At 60.5% G+C, this 21,702-nt stretch carries 24 protein-coding genes; 6 read left to right on the top strand and 18 right to left on the bottom strand.

Going from position 1 to position 21,702, the window contains the following annotated elements; genetic code table 11:
- Positions 1-7 precede the first annotated feature (7 nt).
- A complete protein-coding gene (locus FFS21_RS26550) occupies positions 8-445 on the top strand; it encodes a hypothetical protein (protein ID WP_137927679.1) in 438 nt (145 codons plus the stop codon).
- 60 nt (positions 446-505) lie between these two features.
- Entirely contained in the window at positions 506-637 is a 132-nt protein-coding gene (locus FFS21_RS32745; RefSeq protein WP_255459743.1) for a hypothetical protein, read from the top strand.
- A gap of 70 nt (positions 638-707) precedes the next feature.
- Here FFS21_RS32745 and FFS21_RS26545 read toward each other — a convergent pair whose 3' ends face one another.
- The 6 genes from FFS21_RS26545 to FFS21_RS26520 all read right to left on the bottom strand — a co-directional run bounded on the left by FFS21_RS26545 (position 708) and on the right by FFS21_RS26520 (position 4,529).
- Positions 708-920, bottom strand: coding sequence for a hypothetical protein (locus FFS21_RS26545; RefSeq protein ID WP_137927678.1), 213 nt, complete (start codon positions 918-920; stop codon positions 708-710).
- Positions 921-1,020: 100 nt separating this feature from the next.
- Positions 1,021-2,091, bottom strand: coding sequence for a DUF7146 domain-containing protein (locus FFS21_RS26540; protein ID WP_137927690.1), 1,071 nt, complete (start codon positions 2,089-2,091; stop codon positions 1,021-1,023).
- A 237-nt stretch (positions 2,092-2,328) separates the two neighbouring features.
- A complete protein-coding gene (locus FFS21_RS26535; RefSeq protein WP_137927677.1) occupies positions 2,329-2,892 on the bottom strand; it encodes a single-stranded DNA-binding protein in 564 nt (187 codons plus the stop codon).
- A 12-nt stretch (positions 2,893-2,904) separates the two neighbouring features.
- Complete coding sequence (locus tag FFS21_RS26530; protein WP_137927676.1) at positions 2,905-3,687, bottom strand: hypothetical protein; 783 nt, start codon at positions 3,685-3,687, stop codon at positions 2,905-2,907.
- Positions 3,688-3,693: 6 nt separating this feature from the next.
- The gene (locus tag FFS21_RS26525) at positions 3,694-4,122 is read right to left on the bottom strand and encodes a hypothetical protein (RefSeq protein WP_137927675.1); all 429 of its coding nucleotides are present in this window, start codon (positions 4,120-4,122) and stop codon (positions 3,694-3,696) included.
- A gap of 98 nt (positions 4,123-4,220) precedes the next feature.
- Entirely contained in the window at positions 4,221-4,529 is a 309-nt protein-coding gene (locus tag FFS21_RS26520; RefSeq protein ID WP_137927674.1) for a hypothetical protein, read from the bottom strand.
- 593 nt (positions 4,530-5,122) lie between these two features.
- On the opposite strand from FFS21_RS26520, the gene FFS21_RS26515 reads away from it, so the two are divergent.
- From FFS21_RS26515 to FFS21_RS26495, 4 genes are all read left to right on the top strand, one after another.
- Positions 5,123-6,328, top strand: a complete 1,206-nt coding sequence (locus FFS21_RS26515) for a coiled-coil domain-containing protein (protein ID WP_137927673.1) — start codon at positions 5,123-5,125, stop codon at positions 6,326-6,328.
- 15 nt (positions 6,329-6,343) lie between these two features.
- A complete protein-coding gene (locus FFS21_RS26510; protein ID WP_137927672.1) occupies positions 6,344-7,522 on the top strand; it encodes a FlhC family transcriptional regulator in 1,179 nt (392 codons plus the stop codon).
- 431 nt (positions 7,523-7,953) lie between these two features.
- On the top strand, positions 7,954-8,151 hold the full coding sequence (locus FFS21_RS26500; protein WP_137927688.1) for a YqaE/Pmp3 family membrane protein: 198 nt from the start codon (positions 7,954-7,956) through the stop codon (positions 8,149-8,151).
- 96 nt (positions 8,152-8,247) lie between these two features.
- A complete protein-coding gene (locus FFS21_RS26495; RefSeq protein WP_137927671.1) occupies positions 8,248-9,078 on the top strand; it encodes a hypothetical protein in 831 nt (276 codons plus the stop codon).
- A 239-nt stretch (positions 9,079-9,317) separates the two neighbouring features.
- On the opposite strand, the gene FFS21_RS26490 is transcribed toward FFS21_RS26495, so the two are convergent.
- The 12 genes from FFS21_RS26490 to FFS21_RS26435 form a co-directional block, all read right to left on the bottom strand.
- Positions 9,318-10,649: an adhesin gene (locus tag FFS21_RS26490; protein WP_137927670.1), complete on the bottom strand. Its 1,332-nt coding sequence runs from the start codon at positions 10,647-10,649 to the stop codon at positions 9,318-9,320.
- A 126-nt stretch (positions 10,650-10,775) separates the two neighbouring features.
- Positions 10,776-11,390, bottom strand: a complete 615-nt coding sequence (locus tag FFS21_RS26485; protein WP_137927669.1) for a type 4 pilus major pilin — start codon at positions 11,388-11,390, stop codon at positions 10,776-10,778.
- Positions 11,391-11,415: 25 nt separating this feature from the next.
- On the bottom strand, positions 11,416-12,639 hold the full coding sequence (locus tag FFS21_RS26480; RefSeq protein ID WP_137927668.1) for a type II secretion system F family protein: 1,224 nt from the start codon (positions 12,637-12,639) through the stop codon (positions 11,416-11,418).
- Positions 12,640-14,436, bottom strand: coding sequence for an ATPase, T2SS/T4P/T4SS family (locus FFS21_RS26475; protein WP_137927667.1), 1,797 nt, complete (start codon positions 14,434-14,436; stop codon positions 12,640-12,642). It lies immediately after the preceding gene.
- Positions 14,437-14,444: 8 nt separating this feature from the next.
- Positions 14,445-15,101: a hypothetical protein gene (locus FFS21_RS26470; RefSeq protein WP_137927666.1), complete on the bottom strand. Its 657-nt coding sequence runs from the start codon at positions 15,099-15,101 to the stop codon at positions 14,445-14,447.
- A 10-nt stretch (positions 15,102-15,111) separates the two neighbouring features.
- Positions 15,112-16,455, bottom strand: coding sequence for a type IV pilus inner membrane component PilO (locus FFS21_RS26465; protein ID WP_137927665.1), 1,344 nt, complete (start codon positions 16,453-16,455; stop codon positions 15,112-15,114).
- Positions 16,452-17,240 carry a hypothetical protein gene (locus tag FFS21_RS26460; RefSeq protein WP_137927664.1) on the bottom strand — a complete coding sequence of 263 codons (789 nt, stop codon included), beginning with the start codon at positions 17,238-17,240 and terminating at the stop codon, positions 16,452-16,454. The genes FFS21_RS26465 and FFS21_RS26460 overlap by 4 nt, the downstream gene beginning before the upstream one ends.
- A gap of 1 nt (position 17,241) precedes the next feature.
- On the bottom strand, positions 17,242-19,047 hold the full coding sequence (locus FFS21_RS26455; protein WP_137927663.1) for a protein PilN: 1,806 nt from the start codon (positions 19,045-19,047) through the stop codon (positions 17,242-17,244).
- An 8-nt stretch (positions 19,048-19,055) separates the two neighbouring features.
- Positions 19,056-19,655 (bottom strand): toxin co-regulated pilus biosynthesis Q family protein, encoded by a 600-nt coding sequence (locus FFS21_RS26450; protein ID WP_137927662.1) that lies wholly within the window; start codon positions 19,653-19,655, stop codon positions 19,056-19,058.
- 28 nt (positions 19,656-19,683) lie between these two features.
- Positions 19,684-20,118, bottom strand: a complete 435-nt coding sequence (locus FFS21_RS26445) for a lytic transglycosylase domain-containing protein (protein ID WP_237380994.1) — start codon at positions 20,116-20,118, stop codon at positions 19,684-19,686.
- Positions 20,115-21,365: a TrbG/VirB9 family P-type conjugative transfer protein gene (locus FFS21_RS26440; protein WP_137927661.1), complete on the bottom strand. Its 1,251-nt coding sequence runs from the start codon at positions 21,363-21,365 to the stop codon at positions 20,115-20,117. Before FFS21_RS26440 ends, FFS21_RS26445 begins: the two co-directional genes overlap by 4 nt.
- Positions 21,362-21,702 (bottom strand): lysozyme family protein (locus tag FFS21_RS26435; protein ID WP_137927660.1); only part of this gene is annotated, 341 nt, incomplete at its 5' end. The genes FFS21_RS26435 and FFS21_RS26440, both read right to left, overlap by 4 nt.

Raw genomic sequence — 21,702 nt, 5'->3', positions numbered from 1 at the left:
CGACGTCATGGACAAGCTGCAGATGACCGTGACGCTGTCCGAACCGGAGCTGCTCGCGTATGTACGGCAGTTCTCCGGGGCACGAGAGCGTTCCTTCATGTTGCGAATGCTCGCTATGCGTGGCCTTCAGGCGGGGCTGCAGAGTGGAGCCGATGGCGCGCTTTTGCCGCTAATGGCAAGCCCACCGATAATGCGCGTGGCGGAGGCGGACCCATTGCAATCCGCCAACTCCTCTACTGTCACCCAGGAAGAAGAGTTCCGGGATTCCGCGCCGCCGCTACGAGGCCAGCCGCCAGTGGCACCACCCACTGCGACACCTGACGGCGCCGCCCGTTCGTCTTCGATGCAGACCGCCGATGCCATGAAAGAACCGAGCGACGACCATTTCGATCCGCTGGCAGGCCTGGACATCGATGCACTCAATGACGCAATGGCCCGATACTAGACATACGCTTGACCTCAGCGAGTTGTGTGGCAATCTATAACAAACCTCAGGAGAATTCATATGAAGTTCTTTGACTACCTCTCGACCAACCACGACATTAACCGTTTCGTGTTCGCAGTCGTGATCTGCTACTGCGTACTGGAGGCGGCCGTCGCTTGCTACCGCGGCTTCAAGGCGCGGAAGCCAGCCTGATAAAAGCGGCGCGCGGAAATAAAAAAGCCCGGCATTTGCCGGGCTTTGTGTTTAATGGGATGGGTCCGCTTCAATGTACCGTCGTGGGCGTCAGGCAATAATCCATCGCCGAGTCAAATGAAAGGCCCTTCTCGACCAACGTCATATCACCGGATGGTTCACGTCGATAGACGTCGAAGAACTGCGCGTCCGACTGATTGGCCTGAACATCGCGAGTCAAAGTGCGACGCATGGCTTGGATATGGAGCTTGTTCACGATCGCGGTGAAACCCTTTTGCGGCATTGCATTTCTCCTGAGAGATCCTGCCACATTGGGAGTCCGCCCACGTGGGACAGACCCACGGGGCAGAGGTTGAAAGAGAACCGCCGGTTGGCGGGGAAAATCAGGCGGTGACCGCCTGTTGAGAAATCTGGCGCAACTGGAACTCTGTTCGCCATTCGTCACAGAAGTCCGTGCCTCGGATCTTGGGACGATGAAGCACTACCTTGAAGCCGGCTTGACGCAAGCGCCTTTGAAGCGCGAGCGCATCGGCTACGCCGGGCGACTTCCCCGTCTTCACATCAACAGCATCGAAGTCCGCGAAGATGTGGATCGTCTGGATACCAAGACCGTCAGGTACAACGAACTGGCTGAGAAGTACACGGTTAAGGCAGTACCAGGTCGGCACACCGAACTGCATGTACGCGGCGTAAGCCGTTTCCAGCCCTTCGGCGATACCCAACTCGCCATTGCGCGGCGCCATCAAGCGGACAGCACCGCCCGCCGGTGGAAGCGCCGACACGTCGTTGCGCTTCGAGGGAAGAATCTCCCCGTCTTCGCTGATCACAGTGGCCTTCTCAGGCCGATTGGGATCCAACGATGTCCGATGCACGGTTGCCATGCGGCCGTCTGGCAGCGTGAACTGCGCAACGATCGTCGGGAACCGTCCGATCAATTGCTTCTCGTGCCAGTACTCCTGTACGGCCAACCGCAACGACTGCGGCCGCGGGGCGCGTAGCCCAGGAACCCGGGCGGCAAGGTACTGCATCGCGAGGTCACCCGATGACAGAGGCGATGCCTTGGACCACTGCTGCTCGATCCGACGCAGCTTTGCCGCCGAATCAAGCGGCTTGCGCGTCGACACGGGCCGATCGGGTAGCTGCAATGGCGCCGGCGGCGCCGCGCCATTGAGCCGACACTTCAGCTCGTAGTAGGACATGTTGGTGTATCGGCGGACCAGCTCGAGGCCGTCACCGCCGCCAGGATTTCCGTTATTGCATTTGCGACACACCCAATCTCCGCGATCACGCTTGCGGGTGTAAGTGAACCGATCTTTCCCACCGCATATCGGGCAAGGGCAAGGTCGACCGCTCCAGAAGGCATCCGTCAGGACGCCAGCAGGTAAATACTCTGCAATGAGTGCATCCCACTGACGGGATTCCCAACTCGCAACAATCACGCTCAGATCTTTCATTTTCATGGGATGCTCCAGGTGGAGTAGGTTTGTCGATGCCTGAGACAGGCGAAGGAACGCTTGCTCAAAAGACATCCCGGCGGGTAGCCAGAAGGTCTTTTCAGCATGGCGCTTCGAGGGAGATGGAAGAATCAGTGGCGCGGCAGCGAATCGCCGGCAACGTAAGGAAGGTGCAACCGCTACCGGGAACCCGGCAGCAGTTGCAAATTGAAATTTCGACGCCTGGCTCCGGCTGCCTTAGCGCCGGAACGGTATCCCATCGAGCGCCAGAGGAGCCGCGAACGGTATGTCGTCGTCAAACTGATCGAAGCCATCACGCTGCGCCCCGCCACCGCCGTAACCTCCAGCCGGCTGTTGCCCAGCGTGGCGTTGCGACTGTCGATGGCCTTGTGCAGCACCGCCGGTGCGCTGACCAGCATTGCCACCTTCGTCCAGACCATTGTCATCGCCGCCGGACTGTCCGCCCTGACGGCCACCCAGCATTTGCATCTGGTCAGCAACGATCTCTGTGCTGTACTTGTCCTGGCCGGACTGGTCTTGCCATTTGCGCGTACGGATGCGGCCCTCAATGTAGACGGATGAGCCTTTCTTCAGATATTGGCCAGCGATCTCCGCCAGCTTCCCGAAGAAGGCAATGCGATGCCACTCGGTCGCTTCCTTGAACTCGCCGGACTGCTTGTCCTTGTAGCGATCCGTCGTTGCGAGGCGAATGTTGGTAACTGCGTCACCGCTCGGCAGGTAACGAGTTTCAGGATCGGCCCCGAGGTTGCCGACGAGGATGACTTTGTTTACGGATGCCATGTTGTTTCCTTGTCAATGAATACGGTTAATGGACCAGACCCAACGGTCCCAAAGCTTCTGCTTTTGCGTGCCCTTTTCGAAGATGGGACGACCGGTCGCCTGGTCAAAAGCGAGAACTTTCTCTTTATAGAGACGCTTGATGCCGACGCGCTCACCGACTTTAGAGCGCGCGTCCGCCAGGACGTCCTTGAGGCCTTCGCCCTGCAGCGTCTTCACACCATTGTTGGTGTCAAGCTTCACGGCGAAAGACGTATAAGTTGGCTTGCCACCTTGCTTTCGGTTGGGGAACTCCATTTCGCCCCATTCGATGAGCGTTCCGACGGTGTAGTCAGCTGACGAAGCTTCTTCGTGCGACGTGGTATGCGCGGTCCGCGCAATGGCAGAGCCTCGCCGATCCGACAGACCACGGCCATCGTGCGTCTCTTGGGCCGCCTTGTGCTCCACCGGCGACGACTGCGTGGGCTGCTGCTTGGCGTCACGCATCACCGTTTCCGCGACCGATTTGGGCGTCACGCCCTTTTCGTCGTAGACGCGCACCTTGGTCCAACGAGGAAACACCTCCGGCAGCAGCTTTGAGCCGAACGCTGTTTGCTGGATCAGGCTATCGAACTCCGCTCGAAAATGGACAACGCAGTCGCCCTCATCACGGAAGAGATGCGGCACGCCGCTGATGAAGATCTCGTATTCGTTATCCGCGCCGGTTCCAACAGCTACTTCTGCGGCTTCTGCGGCTGTACTGGCACCCTGCCCCAGGATGGCAACAGTCGCCTGCTTGATGAACTTGAAAAGCGACATGAGATTTCAGAGAAGAGAGCCGCAGCACTGTTGCCTGACCTCTTCGAGATCAGCCTTCAGTCGGGCATTGTTGAGGACAACGTCTTGCAGCACTTCGGGGCTAACGCCACACACTGCACAGACGTATATGTAGGGAAGCGCTCCGTCCCAATATCCAAAGATCCAACCGAGCGTCATGCAGTACTCCTCATGATCGAGCGGCTTCCTTCGGATACGAGCGCGCAAGAGTTCTGCGCAGTCAATCAACGATTCAGGCATGTTGTCGCCGCGACGGCTGTCACAGGCCAGGCTGATCAACGCATCGACCATCTTCTCCCGCACCGCCTCGCTCCAATGCGAGGGGTCAGGCAAAGGGTCAAGCTTGGGAGGCGGGACAACGATGGCGGCCGCTTCACCGAAGAAGTCCAGCTGCCATCCTGCTGTGTTTGTTTCCATGATGGTCTCCGGACAGGCATCCAGAGACCCACCTGTCGGCGGGTATTGGATACCCGCGACAGGTGGAATGAGGCCGCCCAGGATTGGGCGACTAGGGATTAGGAACGATCGTGCGTTCCGGTGCGACGGATAGGCGTGACCACGGCCGAGCGTTCGTACTGCTTCTCGGGTGGTTGTGCCGGCTGCTCAGCGGTCGCTTGCGGCTTCGCTGGGACATCAGGCATCGACACCTTGGGGGCGGCTGGTACGACCTTGCTCCACTGAATTGCTTTCTCCTTCAGAAAGAAGAACGCAACAACAGTGACAAACACACCAACGATGAAGGACTGTGAAGCCAGATACAACACCATAGCCAAAGCGAGAAGCTTGAGCGGGCGCTTGATCAGGTTATTGGCGAAGGATTCCATGGTTTCTCTCGAGAAACGTTGATAGGGGGATTTCCTGGCGGATGCCGGGCGATTATTCGATGCTCGAGGAGCAAGGAATCCGATGGCGGGCGCAACGCGCTTGCGGCATGCTCATTGGCATGGCGTAAGCACGCTGGGATTAGAAGGCGTCAGTGAGATGGCACCGTATGAGCTATCTGGTGCGAGTCGATGCGTCGATGACGCGGGGATGATTCTGATGCTATGGGCAAAACGTCGCCAAGACATTGGAGAAAGCTCACAAAAAAGGCCCGTCTTTCTGGTTTTTTTCGATGAGCGTGCTCAGAAATCCCGCCAACGCATACACGCACCCCGTCTTTACTTTTATTTACCTTTGTCTTAAACGTTGCTTATATGGACCCCTGACCATAGGGGTAAGTGCCTACAAGCAAGGCTCCAGCGTCCCGATAAGACACCCTTAGGCAAACAGCTTTCCACTCCCCTCCGGAAAAGCCGCATCGAAAAAGCGAGCTTTCTCCGATCTGAACGCTCCCTCGCTTTCGTAACCTTCACGTTAGCTTGACATCGCGTTCAGACCGATACGCTGTTTGTCGGGACATCAACAGAGAGTCGAAATGCCTCAAGGTAAAGATAAGAAAGCTCAGGCCGAGCAGCAGGCCGATATCGTCAACTACGCGGGAAGCACAGACACGGCACGATACGCGCTTGCACTGCGCCAGGCTTTCGGCGACATCCCGGTCAGCGAGGACATGCTGAGCCGTTTGCTGGAATGCATCCGGAACGTTCAACGCACCACGGACAAGATCAAGCGTCTAATTCTTGACCTGGGCGCGGACCTGCAGCAAATTCACGACTCCGCAACCGAGATCGCCGTCACACACTACGGCGATTCAAGAGCCGCACGGTCTCGCGGCTGGGATCTCTTCTTTCACATCGCAGAGAACCATCTTGAGCTATCCCGAAGCAAGGCAGAGCTCTACCTGAACCTTTACCGGCGCTTCTTGAGCCATAACGGCGCGTTGTCGAAGTTGAATGTCGGCGAACTTATGATTCTTCGCCGTAATGACTATACGGACGATGAGATTGACGCCGTCATCGAATATAAGGAAACGGACCCAACGTATCACCGAGACAACATCCGGAAGTTCGTCGACAAGCTTCGCCGGCAACAGGAAGACCTGTCAGAAGTTCAAAACAGGCTAGACATCGCCACCGGCGAACTCGCGAGCACTGTCGCAGAGAACACGGAAAAAGACTTCGAGATCCGCAAACTGAACTCCGAAATCTCTCGACTGACGGCCGCTTCGGATGCGAACAGTACCGCGCTGAGCGCAGCACGCGAAGAGCTGACGCGTCAAAATGCCACGTTCAGCCGGCTGCAAATGCAGATTCACGACCTCGAACAGGAGAAGCAAGAGCTTCAATCGCGGATCGCCTACTCCAAGGCCCATGCCCGCCCCGAGACCGTCCCCATCGAGATCGTGCCCCCAGGCTACGCGTCGCTCGAGGAAGCGCTCACCGCCAAAAATGAGCAACTGGCTGCTGCCCAGGCAGAATTGACCGCCCTTCAGAGCAAGCGCGACGCAATCGACCACGAAATTTCCGAGAACCAGGACGCGTTGGACCGTCGCACCCGTGCCAGCGAGAGCCTGCGGAAGCTCGTCCAGATGTTCGAGTCGCTCGTCTCGACGTTTGCTAGCGCCCAGTTGGCGGTCCAGCTTGACGGAGAGGTTGAAAAATACCGCCCCACATTGAGCGTGCTCGACGGCATTGTCATTCGCCTTCAGGCGGACATCCGTGCAGCCCTGAAGTCCGCATAAGAAAAGGAGTACATCATGCAAGCCCAATCTCCAACAGCGGATTTCGAACGACTGCTGCTTTCGCGAATGACACGAGACCGTATTCGCTCCGCCAACTATCATCTGACCGACCATTTGGCAGAAATTCTCTCGCACCACCCCGAGCTTGAGGCTACGCTCCAGATCGGGCATGAAAATGTGGAGCGCGTTCGTCAAGCCGAGGTCACGCAGCGCGAATTGATGGGCACGCCTTTCCTCGTCGTTACGCCTACGCTCACCGATGTGCAGGACTGGCGCTGTTTGGCAGAGAACACAACGACCACACTGGCAATCGATGAGCTGCGCTCCAACATGCCGCCGTGGGACACCGACGATAAGCTGCGACTGTTCTATAACAACCGCCACTACATCTGGCTGCTGGCAGAACTGCTCCACGTCAGCATCCTTGCGGCACCGCTTCTTGGACTGAGCAAGGATCTCGCAGAGTATCTCCGATCGCTACCCCAACATGTGCTTGACCGCGCGATCGCCCGGATCGATTTCCCGATCTTCAAGTGGCGGCTTCCAAGCAAGCCGTTTTGGATCGACTTCGATACGGGCCGCATCATGCCCGACACCCTTGCGCACCATTTTATTGCCGCGACGCCGATGCGTGCCGACAAACTCGCTGGCAAACATAGTTGGACACGCCTCACGTTGGAGCCGGTCGCCAAGCGCGTCTACTCGGATCTGATGATCCGTCAGAGATTCCGCGCGTCGATCGTGGCGTCGTTGCTCGGGATGAGCGGAACGTACACGCGGAACCAGTTCCAACAAATTCACGGCGACTCCTCCCCTTCCGGCCAACTCCCGTCCTCTACCGCCTGGTACTTCGAGCACGCCACGCATCGCCTCCAAGCCACGGCTATGGTTTCGTTCTACAGGATAGCGCAGTCCTTCGGTGCCAACGTCCCCGAGGCATTGATCGCGGCATACGACCTGTTCGAGAAGATCTTTGGCACGATTTCGAAAATCTCAGCTGACCGAGCGTGCCACATCTGTCGGATTATCTCGACAGAAGCCACGCTAGAATTGGCGCCCTGCCGTGTTTGCAGGACTCCCTATCTCATTGCCAACACGGCTCCCCGCATCGAACTCAGCCACAATTTCTCCTGCCCGAACTGCAGTGGCGCGCTCGGTGGCCCACACGCTGATTCCCGAAAGAGGAAGAAATAGTATTTATGTACATCGCACTTTGGCTGCCAGCCATACTCGCCTTCTTCTTGGCCCCTCGCGTAGGCCGCAATCGCTTTCTCTGGACAGCGATCTGCTTCTGCACCTCGTTGATTGGCCTCGTTGCGCTGATCTTGCTCCCCAGCCGGAAACATCCGAGGTTGGCGGAGTATCTCCAAGCCCATCCGCAGTGCCAAACGCAACACGGCGTCAGCTGCGCCTACTGCGGCTCGCGGAGCATTCGTCTGTGGAGGGAGACCGGTTTCATGGTCGCTCGCCAATACCACCTGTGCAATTCGTGTGGAAAGACTCTGTACACGTCCTAGCCAGCACCCCCTGGACGTGGGGTAAAAATTGGCGCTTTATTGCCGAATAGTCAAATGGGCGGTGATGTATCCTTCTGCCCTTGTCATTTTTGCCATTTGCTTGCAACGATGCGATTACTCCTAGCCATTCTGCTGCCGTGGCTGCAGTTCTTCACGATCGGGAGACCGTTCGCCGGCGTCGTCTGCTTGATACTTCAGGCAACAGTGATCGGCTGGATTCCGGCGGCCATTTGGTCGGCATATGCGTTGAGCCAATACAAAACCGACCAGAAGATTCAGGCCGCACTTAACAATCGCGGCCGATGATTTTTTCACGGGCTTGACAAGCGGATTAAGCCCGTAGGATGGAATTAAGCGGTTCAGATCGAGCCGCGGTCCATACCGAAAACAGAGGAAGAAGAAATGCAAAAGACCAAGTTCGCACTCTCCATCGTTTCTGCTGCTGCACTGCTGACCCTGGCCGCCTGTGGTGGCGGCGGTGGCGATAGCGCTTCTGCGGCGCAGCAGCCTGCAACGCCGACGCCGCCCGCGCCGACCATTACCGTTCAGGGTAGCGCCACAGTGGTTTCCGGTGACCCTCTTGCCGTCATCCTCGTGCCGCAGGGCTCATCGACCACGAAGACTGTTACCGGCACAATCTCCTCGGCTAGCTTCGCGGCTCAGTTCCAGAAGGCGACTGCCGAAGGCGCGTACACACAGTTCGGCGTTGACGCAAATAGCCTGGTGACGCTCAGTTCCGGCAAGGTCGTGGACGTAGCGGGCAACGGTGACTTCGCCATTGGCCGGTGGACTGACGGTGGCAGCTCTGTTGGCACAATCAACAGCAACCAAGGTTCCCACTACGCCGTAGGGAGGCCGATTAAGCTCCTTCCCGACTTGACTGTCGGAGCCCCGGATATCAAAGTGAATTGCTCTGCCGTAGCGAGCACTAGCCCCACCGCTGTAAGCGGCAACTTTGCTCCGGGTAAGCTCAACTCGGCCGTAGCAGTCGTTGATTTGACATTTGCCACGCTTGACAGCTTCAATCTCGACGTCGCCATCGGCTCCGATGCGCACGCCACCGCAGCTGTGACCGGCTCAATTCTCAACGGCGTTTTCATTGCCGGCGGCGTTCTGCAGCAAGTTCAGACTTTTGGGCCTTCTGCAACGAAGCCGTACTTGGCCATTGGTTATGCCATCCCTACCCCCACGAGTGGGGACGTTACTGGGGTCGTCGTTCTGAAGTGCCAGTAAGCCCCTCGCACGGCGTATGACGGCCAGCCCTGCTGGCCGTTTTTTTTGCTATCTTCGGAGAATGACGCGGCCTTCACGCGTTCATCACCGGTAAGGGTGCTTAAGAGTAGCGGATTGACGGTGAGGTCGTTGGCGCTCACTGCCTGCCCTTGGCATCCTATTCCTTGCCCTTTTCACAGCTAAAATAATAGAAATAGCCCCGTCGCGGCGGGGCTTTTTGGGGTCAAGAGCGACCTGAGTTAGCCGCCGTTGCCGCCCCCATCTTGAATGATGGGGAAGGCTTGGACCCACGCAGTGCCCGGCGGGCACGCGTATCCATCGGTCTGCCGATATCCCCTGTCGCCAAACGGCGAAAATGCGTCCGCAACGGATCCGGCACGATTGTCCGTCGAGTAGGCGCCAGCCCCCTGATAAATTCCCGGTGACCCTGCCTTGTAATAACAGAGCATCGGGTAACTATTCGCGGCGCCCGAGCCTCCATATTGCCATGTCATAGAGTGTATGCCCATCCCACCACCGGACGCAGCCTTCCACACACCCGATTGGCAAGAAAGTATCTTGCCCGATGCGTCGCTCCGAATCGACCCTTGGGGGTCCCCGCATGCTTGTCCGTCAAACACTTGCTGCGATGTACCTGTTGAAGGGACCAAGGCACCGGCAGCGTATATATAGCCGTCTGTCACAACTGACCCGTTCGCCCTCACGTTCCCGTACGATTGGATCGCAGAGGCGTTAACTTGAGCGGCACCTACGATTCCCGCAATGGATGCGTTTCCGTAGGATTGAAGCCCGTTGGCTGCCACGAGGTTGCCCGTAACGTTACCGCTCGCGGCTACATTCCCGGCTGCCGACACAGAACCATTAGACTGGAAATTCCCCACGCGATTCATCGCCTGGTTGTTCGCATCCATTGGACCGGTCAGATTCAGCGAGCCGTCGCGCTTGTAGAACTGATTCATGGACTGCGCGAGCAGTGAGGTATTACCTACTCGCATCATCAGCACGCCGGCCGGCGTTCCCGGCAAAGGGTTCGCCGCCGACCAACTTGCCGCCATTCCAGTGATAAGGGCGGGATTCTCCGCGTATGAGGCACCGCCATCCACGCCGGCCATTTGAACTGCGGCTGCCATCAGGTCTGACCGGATATTGCCGGTCGCATCCCGATAACCGGCGGTGGAATACATCTGCCCAGGGATCGTGCAATTAGTCAGACCGGATGCGCAGTTTGTGGGCGTCAGATTGATAGTGAAGGAGATGCCCAATGGACTCTTGTCACTGAATCCAATGGGCAACAACTGCAGGTTCACCAGATCCTGAATCGTCGGCTGCAACGGCTTGGGTACGGTTGCAGTGACGCTGCCCGCCTGAATGCTGGTTGGTGTTGTCGGACTGGCGGCAAGCACAGTCATATTGTCAAACACGTACGTGTTCACGACCTGCGCCACGTTCTGCATGTACTGCCCAGTGCCCATCGCAAGGGCGTCATCGATGGCGCTGTTCGTGGTGTAGACCATCGTGGCCAGCCCCACCGCAGAAATCGTCAGCTGAAAGGCGGCATCCGTCATCAGCATCTTGGTTCTCCTTATGCGAAACCCGGCCACACGGCCGGGTCCTTATACCTCAGTATCATGCAGCCAATCAGCAGAGTATTACCGCTCAAAAGCTCGGCAATTTGCTATCGCTTTTGGCGGCAAGGCTTAGGCAACGACGATGTTGATCGTGTTGTTCCCGCCTGAGCAGGAAATCTGCGACGGATCGACCGAGCCGCCCACTGCCTTGATGACGGTACCGTTCACCACGATCTTGCCGGCGCTACCTTGGTATGCCGCCACGAGGGAGCTGCAGGCAGCGTCAGGCTGCTGCGACAGCGTCCACTGGATGGCATCGTTCGCGCTCAACAGCTGCGCCGGCGCCACAGCCAGTTGCGCACCGCCGGGCTGGACGATCACGTTGCTGCCCGCCACCGTCATAGTCGTCAGATCCTTGAAGATGCCGTTGTTGATAAGGCCGGACATCGAGACCTTGCTGTACTGGCCGCGGTAGGTCGCTTTCGTCTTGCCCACCACCGAGTTCAACTCGGAAGTCAGTTGCTGGACTTCAGTGTCCGTCAGCGTACGGGCGAAGGCCACCAGCACGGCGATAAGCACGATGCCGGCAACGAGCAGGTAGATACCGTACTCCTCGATAATGCCGGCGCCGCGCTGACGGCCGAGCCGGCTCTTCGAGCTGATCGGCCGATCCTTGAGGGGCGTCAGCGCCGGAGCTTTCGTGGCTTCGATCGAGACGTCGTGTTCGTTGATTTGTTGGCTCATTTTTAAATCTCCTGGGGAATTGAAATCAAGGTTGGGGGGTGACAGTTGACGGCGCGACATGCTGTTTCGACATGCCCACAATCTGGGAACGTCCCTTCATCTCCATAGCGATGAAGAAGGGGGTGAACGACAAGCCTGTAATGAGGAACGCCATCGCAACCGACATACGGCGATTGAAAGCCGCAGCCTTCTTGAGCATCAAGGCGGGGGTATCCTTGAGCATGTCTGCGGCCACCTTGCTCAGCATCTTCGAGAGGTCTTCCTCGTACTCGGCGATATCCTGGATGTTGAAGCTGGTGTCCTTGTCGAAAAGGCCCGTGTCGAAGACCTTGCCCCCTTCGTTCGGGATGTACTCCAGGTTCAGCTCGATGCGCTCGATGTGGTACGCCAGGTAGGGATACGCGTTGTCCCGCATCAGCGACAGACCTGCCGACAAACTCTTACGATCGCCGCCGACGCGCTTTGTCACAGCGGACAACCCCGCGAAAAACTGCGCCCCCTGGAAGCGACGGAAAAAGTCGAACGGCAGCAGGTTCCGATCCATCCAGCCCCGGTGCTTGCCGACGTATCGCGTCAGCGCCCGCGCCGTCCATAGGACGATGCCAATCTCGGCAGCCAGCAACAGCCAGCCCCAATGGCGCAGGAACGTCGTTCCGATGTGGAATGCAGAGCCAAGCGGGCCATATTGGCTAGGATCGAGCAGCGCCTGGAACGACTTCTCCATCTTCGGGCCGGCGTAGAACGCCATCGTCCCCAAGTAGACGTGAAGGATCAGGAACGTAAAGACGACGCCGGTCAGAATGGCGACCATGCCTGTGCGCGCCTCTTTCAGCGCAAGCAGGTTCGCACCCAGCGTTTCCAGTCCTTCTCGAATGTCGCCGCCCTGCTCTGCCACGGCAAGGATCGGGATGTCCTCATCCGGCACCGTCCCTCGGAAGATCTCCGTGACCGTGGACTGCTGCTTCTCCCCGTCCAGGCCTTCGAAGCGCGCGAGCCAATGCGCCGACAGCTTTCCCAGCGGCTCACCAGCCCGGCGTGCGGCATCTTTGGCAAAGAAGTTCGATATCGGCTCGCCGGGCATCGCGGCAATACGCTTGGCCAGTGCGCTGTAGTACGTACCGCGCTCGGCGCGGAACCGGAACTTGGCCCAGAAGAGACGGTCGGCAAATACGCGGTCGCCGGCACGCAGACCGGGACCAACAACCTTGCCCTGCACAATCTGGCCAAAGCGCTGCATGGATTTGAGCACTCAATTTCTCCGTTGCATTTCACGCTGGCGCTTTGCCTCATAGGCGTCCAGCGACGTGATGCGTTCGACTTCGCGCGGATCCACGATCCCGGCGAAGACCTTGTACATGGCCACCTCGAATACCGTCTTGCCCGTGCTGTCGGGGATATCGAAGCCTGTCGTTCGCTTGGTGCGCTGATAGGCCGCGAGCTCGATGTTCATGGCGTCGCGGATGTAGACGAGATCCTGCTCGTCGGGCTCGAACATTTCGGCCACCACCGTACGCCCACGTGCGCCATTCAGGTCCGGCAAGTTCGGCCGGGCGCAGAGTTCGCAGCCCGCCGGGTTGCGCAGACGGATGCCCTCCACATCGAACTTGAAAAGTCGCTCGATCTGCTGCAGCTTGGCCGCGCCCAGAACGTTCTTCATTTCCGCGCCATGCAGGCCGCAGGAGCAGGTCTTCGGGAGCAGCGCCTGGTAGACGTACAGGTTGATAAAGCCGGGCGTAGCCAGAACGCTGCGCGGGATGCGAAGCTCACCGTCGGACAGTCGATCGGGCGCCGTCAGGGCACTTGGGGCGTGGACGGTCGTGAGCGCACGCAGGCCTGCACCGGCGACGTCACGGAAGAGACCGGCGGACTCGTGATCGCGCAATTCCCCCACCATCACAAAATGGGGGTTCATCCGCTTGATCTGCCGCTTCATCGCAATGAACGGATCTTCGTCGCGGTTGCCAGCATCCAGCGTCCGGGAAACCGAGAAGTGATGCGTGCCCGGTGCGATCAGCTCCACCGGATCTTCCACAGTCATCTTGTTCATCCATGCCGGCAGCCGCTGCATCACGGCCTGCGCGGAGGTGGTCTTGCCGGAGCCGACCACTCCCACGAACACGGTGCCTCCGCCGAGGTTCAACGTGCAACGATCCAGGAGCGCCGATTGCTGCGGGAAGTAGCCCAGATCCTCCACAAAGTCGAGGATGTGAGTTTGAGCCTCTTCGCGATGAACCCGCATCACGGTCAGATGACCGTTGACGCTCTGCGCAGACGCCCAGCGGCAGACGACGCTTTGCCCGTCAACGCGAGTGCGAATGCTCGTCTGCTGTGGTAAAGCGCGTGAAAACGCGTTGTGCGAGCCGCCCTTCCCTTTCTGGAATATATGCGACAGCGTGTCCAGCAGCACACCGGTTTCCATACGAAACTCGGGCGGGTCCACCAGATAGCCATCGATGGCGAACCGGATCTGCGAATGGGTGCCCTGGTCGACGATCTCCCAATGGATGTCGGAGGCCGTCTCCCGTAAGGTGAAGCGCAGGATGGCTTCAAAGTTGTGCCATAGCGCGCTTGCTGGGCGGCGGCCTGTCGCAGGCGTGCCGTCGGCCAAGCCCATCGGATCCACACCGCCGCGCGAGAGCGTCACCATCACCTGCGGCGCGGCCACATGCAACATCGGGGTCGCCGCGTCGTAACGCAGACGCAGCTGGCGCAGGATTTCCTCGGTGACGTCCGAATTGACCATCTCTCGGGTCAAGATCACCGCGAAGGTGCCACGACCGGCAGCGCCGCTACCTTCCGACACCAGCACCGGGCAGATCGAGTGACGCAGGGACTGCGACAGACTCAGTTCCTCGTAGAGCGTACTGAGGAAAACAGGCAAGTCATCTGCCGTGCCGATCTCCGTCGCGACTGCTGGCGGCGGCGCGAGGGTGGGCTCGACCGACGCCGCCGGCATGAACGACGCGCCGTTGCCGGTCAGCACGGTGACGCCATTCATACCGGCCATGCCGGTTTTGGCCTTTTCCGATTTGGAGAACAGTCCCATTTCGGCACTCAGCGCTGCGCAACCGGCGGCATCCCACCCGGCTGGGGCGGCGCGATCGGGGGCATGATGGGGGCAGCCGGCATCTGTGCAGGCTGCGGCAACGTCGACGGCATCTGGAAGGATGGAGCGGCCGCGCCGGGCAGACCACCTTGCGGCAGTGGCGACGACGGCCGCGCGGCGTTCATCCCCTCGCCGCCAGGTCGTTGTTCAAACAGGTTCACAGCATCGTCCTGCTCGTAGGGCGCGAAGAGCTTGGACTTGCCCTTCGTAAGCGTGGTGCCGCTCTCGGTGATGGCGCTCACGGTATAGCCGCGCCACTTTGCCCCCACCCTGGCTGAATAGGTCTCGCCGCCCCATTGCACATAGCTGCGCAGCGACATGGCGCCACCGGCGGAGCGGCCGTCAACGCCATAGAGGGCGATCGTGCGCGGGCGTGAACGCTCTACCTCCGCCTTGGCCTGCGCAGGGTTGGGTGCCGCCGACACCGCAGCGGGCGGCGCGCCCTTGTTCAGATCCTGCTCGATCTTCTGAAGCGCCACCCGTCCATCAGCGTCGATCAGCTTCTGTGTGATCGTCTTGGTGTCGTCGTCGGCGTAGGCACCGCCAACAACGGCGAGGCCCAGGATCGCGGCCAGCGTGCGGCCAGAGTTTCGTGCGAAGCGCATGGGGTGTCCTTTAATCGCGGGCGTAGGCATCGCCCTTGACCGTCAACATGAATTTGGATTGCTTGAGATCGGGCGCGGCGTCAAGGTTCACGGACAGCTCAATGAAGGTGACCGTCACCGGTGTCGGGAACGCTTTGAACTCCGTCGCGTTACGCAGCGGGCCGGACAGTTCCCAATTACCCACTTTTACGGGGTGCTCGATAGAGGCAGGCCCCTGCGGTGGCACGAATCCGAAGTGGCCGAACTCGCCCAGCTCAGCCTTGCCCGCCACGGGCCGGAGAACTTGCAATTGCGATCCGAAGTCCGCACGCAGCGACATGGAAGCCGGCAGGCGGCCGACCACATCGCCCAGGCGCCGGGCCTCGCCCATCCGGACGCGAGCGGATACATCCACGGCGGCGTCACCCTTCTGGAAATGCGGATTCGCTGCCCAGTCCGGGATCGCCTCCAAGAACGTCCGATTCGTGGCACCACGGGTGGTGTCTTTGATGACGTAGGTCGCAACGCAATCCGACTCGGGGGTTACGACCTGCTCGCATTTGACCGTCGATAGCGTCCAGCCGCCCACAGACAACGGCGCCACCGCGGAGAACCAGTGCGTGAATGCCGGCAGTGCACTCGCTGCCGGTGCGACAGGTGCAGCGCTGCGCGAAACTAGATCCTCGGCATACAGTTCCGCAGGCGTCTTCTGAGGCGGCGGCGGATGCAGACGGCGCTGGTAAGCCTCATATTCGGCCTTGCCGTAGTGCCACCCGACAAAGCCGACGGCAGCAAGCGCCGTCACGATCAGCAACTGCTTGCGCTGCGTGGTCGCCCGCGGCTTCTTCAGAACCGCCGCCGGACCGGCCACCTCTACCAGCTTTGCCAAATCAAACTCGACGTGCGAGACGCGGCGGTCCTGCGGGAGCAACGCCAGCAGTTCCGGCGAATTCCCAACCAACTTGAACTCGCCCTCGAACTTCGTCGGGAAATCGGCCACGAGCGCAGACAGCGTGCGCTCTTCGGTCACGACCTGATCAAAACCTACGCGCGGCCTGCCTTTGACGATGCCGCATACAAAGTAGATCGGCGCGGCGCCGGCGTGATCGAACCTGAAAACGAACAGCGCGTTGGGGACCAGTTCCGGCACGCGCGAGAGCGCGGCCGCTGCCGAATACAGCTTGTCCTTGATCTTGGCCTGCGCATCGGCTCCGCTGAGATAGCCCATGTGCAGCGCCTGGTCCTCGTGCCAGATGCGCGCGGCACGGACTTCCTTCGCAATGTTGGCAGCCAGTGTCGTCGGCGTGCCGCTCCCCGTCAGGGTGCGCCACTGCATGCCGAACACCAGCTTCTTGCCGTGGATATCCAGAATCATTGCGCAACCCCATCAAGAAGCCCGCCGTTTGTAGCCCCGAAGCGGTACCGCTTGCGGAGGAACGCGCGGAACTCAGCCCCATCGCGTACCGGTACGGACTCATTGCCCCGCATGCGATGCAACGACAGATCCCCTGTCGACGGTAGATCCAGACGGTTGCGCAGCGCATGTTGCCACTCGGCGCGGAACTCGTTACGGAATCCAAATTGCCGATAGGCGAACAGCGCGCCCATCATCGCCACAAGCAAAGTCGCTCTCAAGAACAGTGCGAGGAGATCGGAAAGCCGCTCGGGCGCCACCTGTGCCGCGAGGAGGATCGACTTGATGCCGGTGACTGTACCGGTGCCGTCCAGCAGCAATGCGCCGACGGCAGTCCAGAACATCATCAGCGGCACATATCGAGCCAGCCAGCGGCAGACGTTGACCGCCAGCACGCCGGCGTTGCACAGCTGACGAAGATACGTCGACAAGGAGAATGCCGCGCGATGACGGATGGCAGCGTACTCATTCTCCGGCACGGCGCCCAGGTCAATGCCGTCGATACGCACATGCAAGAAGCCGACGTCCTCCGAGTCGATACGATGCTCCAAATGCAATCCGTAGGCAGATAGCGTTGCTTGATACGCCAACGTCAGCAGGCACGTGGCCAGTGCACAACCAATCATTTCCGCCGGTCGCTGCATCGCGAGCATAGCGATGCCGGGTAGCCACATCAGCACGGCGACCCAGTAATGATCGCGGTAAAGCCGGGCGATATCGGCCCAAAGTGTTTGGATGCGCGCCATGTCAGCTGCCGTGTTGAACAGAGGGCTCGCCCTGGTCCTGCACCATGACGGTCGCCAGCACGAGGGTGAAGGTCCGGGTCTTCGACGCAGTCATCGAGCCCCCGAGAATCATCGGCAGTGACTCGCCGAGCGTGCGGCGCGTCAACTGCGTGTCATCCTGCTCGAACGCGGTCATGACGACCGTCTGGCCGTTGCGTACGATCAAATCCTGCTTGGGGATTCCCTTCGCCACGAGGTTGATGTTCTGGATCGACTGCTGGTTATCGCCCGTGCCCGAAGTGAACTTCTCCAGCGGCCCATCCTGCTTCGACTGGTCGAAGGCGATCTGCAGGTTCACGTCGTCGCGCGTGGTGGCATCGGCATAGACCTGCAGCTTGAAACCCACCGTGGCCGTCGACGTGCTGATACCCGGAATGCCACCCGTGCCGCCAGCGGTCGTTGTCGCCGGCGTGGTGCTTGAGACGTAGGAGAAAGTGCGCCGGTTGTTGTACTGGAAGGCGTGGCGGTTACGCATCGACACGGGAATCGTCACCGATGACGTCACGGTGCCGTACTGCTTGAGCGCGCTCATGATGGCGTTGGTGCCCGCGAACTGGCCCGAGTTCATCGTCAGGCCAAAGCTGCCGGCCGTGCTCGACACCAGCGTCGACGGCGATAGCGCCGACAGCGTGAAGCCCGGCACGTTCTCCAGCGCCTTGGTCAGCACGGCGTTCCAGTCCACGCCAGCCTCGCCGTTGTCGGCAACGGACAGGTCGATCATTTGGAACTTGAGCGTCACCATGCGCGAGTAGATGGCGATCTGGCGACGGATGATGTCGTCGGCCGCCTCCACCGCTTCGCGCGTGTCACGCATCGTGAGCAGGCCGGTACCGCGGTTCAGGTCCAGATCCCCCACCATCGTGCGCACTGGGTTCAAGCTCTTGCGGACTTCCTCCAGATCATCGAGTTCCTTCAGCTCGGCCTTGGCCGCAGCGTCAATCTGCGACGAGTTCGAGCTACCGCTGTTGCCCGTGCCGCCGGACCCCTGAGACGTTTGCTTGAACTCCGTCGTAAACGAATTGGTGCCCGGCTGAATCGGCAGTTGCCAGGTCTTTGTCACCAGCCGGTAGAACCGAATGACGCCCTTCGAAGGCAGGAATTCCCAGTTGATGCCCAGACGCGTGGCCACCAGATCCAGCATGGTCGCGAGCGGCATTTTTTCGCTGTTCTTGAACTCAACGTTCAAGGCGTTCTCGACCAGCGGTGTGGTCTGGATGCCGGCAGATCCCCCAGCGGCAGTTAGCGTAGAGGGCAGCGGGCCGCCTAGCGACGGTGCGGGACCGAGAGCGCCCGCCGGCGTCGGCGTACCACTGACCGGCGTACCCCGCAAAGCCTGCTGCGCCTGTGGGCCCAGCGAGCGAGGCATCAGAACGTTCGAAGGCAGGTACACGTCCGAGTCGATCTTGACCGGGATACCGGTTGCCATCGTGATGCGCTGGCCGACCACCGCAAGCGGCATCGTCTTCTCGGGGAACATCACCCACGTGTCGACGTTGTTGCGCAGTGCCAGCGGCAGCGTGACGTTCCGCGCGACGGCCACGCGCTTTCCCACCAGGAACGGGCGGTCAACGTCCTGCTCCGCTTCCACAGCGGCGCGGTCTTGCCGGATACGGGCGTAGAGATCCTGGGTGGTTTGCGTGGCTTGCGCGCGTGTGTCGTCGGTCGTCTGCCGAACATCCTTCAGCAACGTCGGCGAGACGCAACCGGCCAGCATCGATGTAACGAGCGCGGCACCAGTGGCGGGACGGAGAATGCGGTTCAGCTTCATTGTTCGCCTCACTTGGACGGATTGCACTTCGTGGTCTTCTTCACCACGCGCACATAGTTGTTGGAATAGAAGCAAGGCTTCAGGCTGTAGTCGGTCATCTCCGTGGACGAGAGGACGCGACGAAGGGCTGTTTTGAAATCTGCGGTGAACGCATCGTTGCCACCGATCTCCACGTCCTGGTCCAGTTCCCAAGGCGCAGCCGTCCAGCCAGTCTCCCGGGCCCACTTCTCGACCAGCAGCCTATAGTTGCCGTCGGCGGTAGAGACAGTCCAGTCGCGCGGGCCGGAACCGGTCGGCAGTGCTGCACCCGCAGCGGCCACCGGCGTCACTACCGTCGCGGGGATCGATTGGGCAATCGGCGTCGAGGTGTCGCTTGCCTTGGCAATGAGTGCCGGAGCCTCGCCTACCTTCGGCTGCGCGTTGCCACGACCGTCCGACAGCAGCTGCCAGCCGCCACCGGCCAAAGGCTTGCTCGGCTCAAAGTTGCCCGATGCGGACGCCCCAAAAGGCGAGGTACCGGGTACGGCTGCGTGAGCGCAGACGGCGATAGCGGCGGCGCCGCTCAGCAGAACCCGGCACATCCGGGACATCGATCGAGGCTGGTACATGGCTGATTTCCGTTATGAATTCGTTGGCTTATTTGCTGGTGGACTGGAGCTTCTGATAGACACGGTTGGCGTACCGGAGCCGCTTGTCTGGAGCGCCGGCGTTGTAGCAACCGACCGCCGTCCACGTTTCCCCGTATCGGCTCAGGCAATCCGCGAGAATCCACGTCCCCACGTACGCGTTCGTACAGGGGTCGAACAGGCTCTGCCGCGTAATGCCAAACTTCGCCAGGCGCGGCAGGTGCGCCGAGTTGATCTGCATCAGGCCGATGTCCTCGCTGCCGTTCGTGTTGGTGTTGGTCACCCACGAGCGCATACCGGATTCGACCTGCGCAATCCCGCGTGCAAGCGTCGGGCTTACGCGGTGGAATGCTGCGGCTTCGTCCAGGCAGTCGGCGTGCGCACCGCCGGCCACCGTCAGCCCGGCAACGACACACAACAGGAGGTAATGGCGCTTCACACTCATTGAAGGGCGGCTCGCTCGTAGAACCGGACTTCTGGCAGACGGTCCACCCGGACGACATTCCCGTCCGCGATCACAGTAAGGTGATCGGACACTCCGTTGAACTTGAAGTACCGGTCCTTTTGCTCGCCGCCGCCCTGGTGGTTGTCGCCGAATACGGAGATGCTGGCCGAGGACTTGGCAAAGCTCAGATAAGTGGCACCGTCCTTCTCAAACACGCGCTCCAGGCCCGCATCGTTCTCGCGGGGGAACAGGAAATTGATGCCCGGCACACGTGCGACTTCGACGCGCTTCGCTCCACTGCTCGCCGTAAAGCTGTCGACCGTCGGGAAGGACAGCACCTTTTCGGCGTCATCCCATCGCGTACGGAGCTTGTCACCCGCGCCATCGCGCACTTCCAGATCTTTCGGCTCGGTCTCGAAGCGGACTTCGATGCGACCGTTCTTGGCGTCGCGGATTGCCAACGCGTTGAATGCCGAGGCCAGTGTCGGACCTTCAGGGAGCGGAGTGCCTGCCGCGGGTGCGCTCGCGGCCGGGACCGGCGTCGGGACTGCCGGCGTGGTTCCAGACGTGGCCGAGGCCCGGAGCATTCCGCCGGTCGCGGTCTCCACGGCGAACGCCTTGGGCGGCGTGGCACGCAGTGCAACGTTCCGGCGGCCGAAATCCACCTCTGCGTACAGGTTGCGCTGCTCAAGCACCTGCGCCAGCGCCTGCAGCCAGTTCTCCCCGGCCCGGGCATCCAGTGAGACATCGTCCGTCAGCGGAATGTCTTTCTGCGCCGTGCCGCTCCAGCCGTTCGGCGCGATGGACTTGACCATCTGCGCCAGCGGCAAGGAGGACCGGCCGGCGCGCACCAGCGCGATATCCGAGTAGCTGCCAATCAGAGCCAGGCGGCCCGAGATCGCGGCGAGGCTGCGCGGCATGTCGCCACCGGGGTTGGCTGGCTCGGACGTGAAGCCATTCGCCCGTTTCCAACGTGCTACAACAGGCTGTCCGTTCACTGAATAGCGGACCACTTCCGGCACACCTTCGATGACCCAATAGGGACCGTTCTGGATCGCGCCATCGGCCTGCACCGATTGCCCGAAGCGCGGCTGGATGTACGTGGACAGTCCGTCGTTGAACACCATCGCAGGCCGGTCGGACGCGCGGGCCACAACCTGGTAGTCGAAGTCGAGCGGGTCGGTATCGGCCGCGATGGCCGGCGCTGCCAACAGCGCCAGTGCAGAGAAAATCAGCGGCCTGATCATTGGAAGCTCGCAACGTGTTTCATGAAACGTGAGAAGTAAGGCCCGCCACGCTCCGGGTTGGCGCTGTGGTACCAGGCCACGGCCTTCATGGGGGAGCCGCTGCGCTGGAGGTTCTCCGCAAGGATGTCCTCAGCCACGCGGATGTTTGTCGCCGGCGCCAGTGCTTCCCACGGGGAGGCAAAACGCTTGCCGTGGTAGCACCAGTTGACCTGCATGAGGCCCACGTCAAAGTCGCAGCGGTCGCTCGCCAGCAAACGGTTGATCGCCGAATAGGCTTCTTCCCTCGACGAGAAGAACATGCCCCGCCCCGCAACGTTTAGCGTCCACGGCCAAGGGC

The sequence above is a fragment of the Cupriavidus sp. 2SB genome (assembly GCF_005503625.1).
In the GTDB taxonomy this organism is placed as follows: domain Bacteria; phylum Pseudomonadota; class Gammaproteobacteria; order Burkholderiales; family Burkholderiaceae; genus Cupriavidus.
Note: the sequence above shows the minus strand (reverse complement) of the source record. Positions and strands in the feature narration are given on the sequence as shown.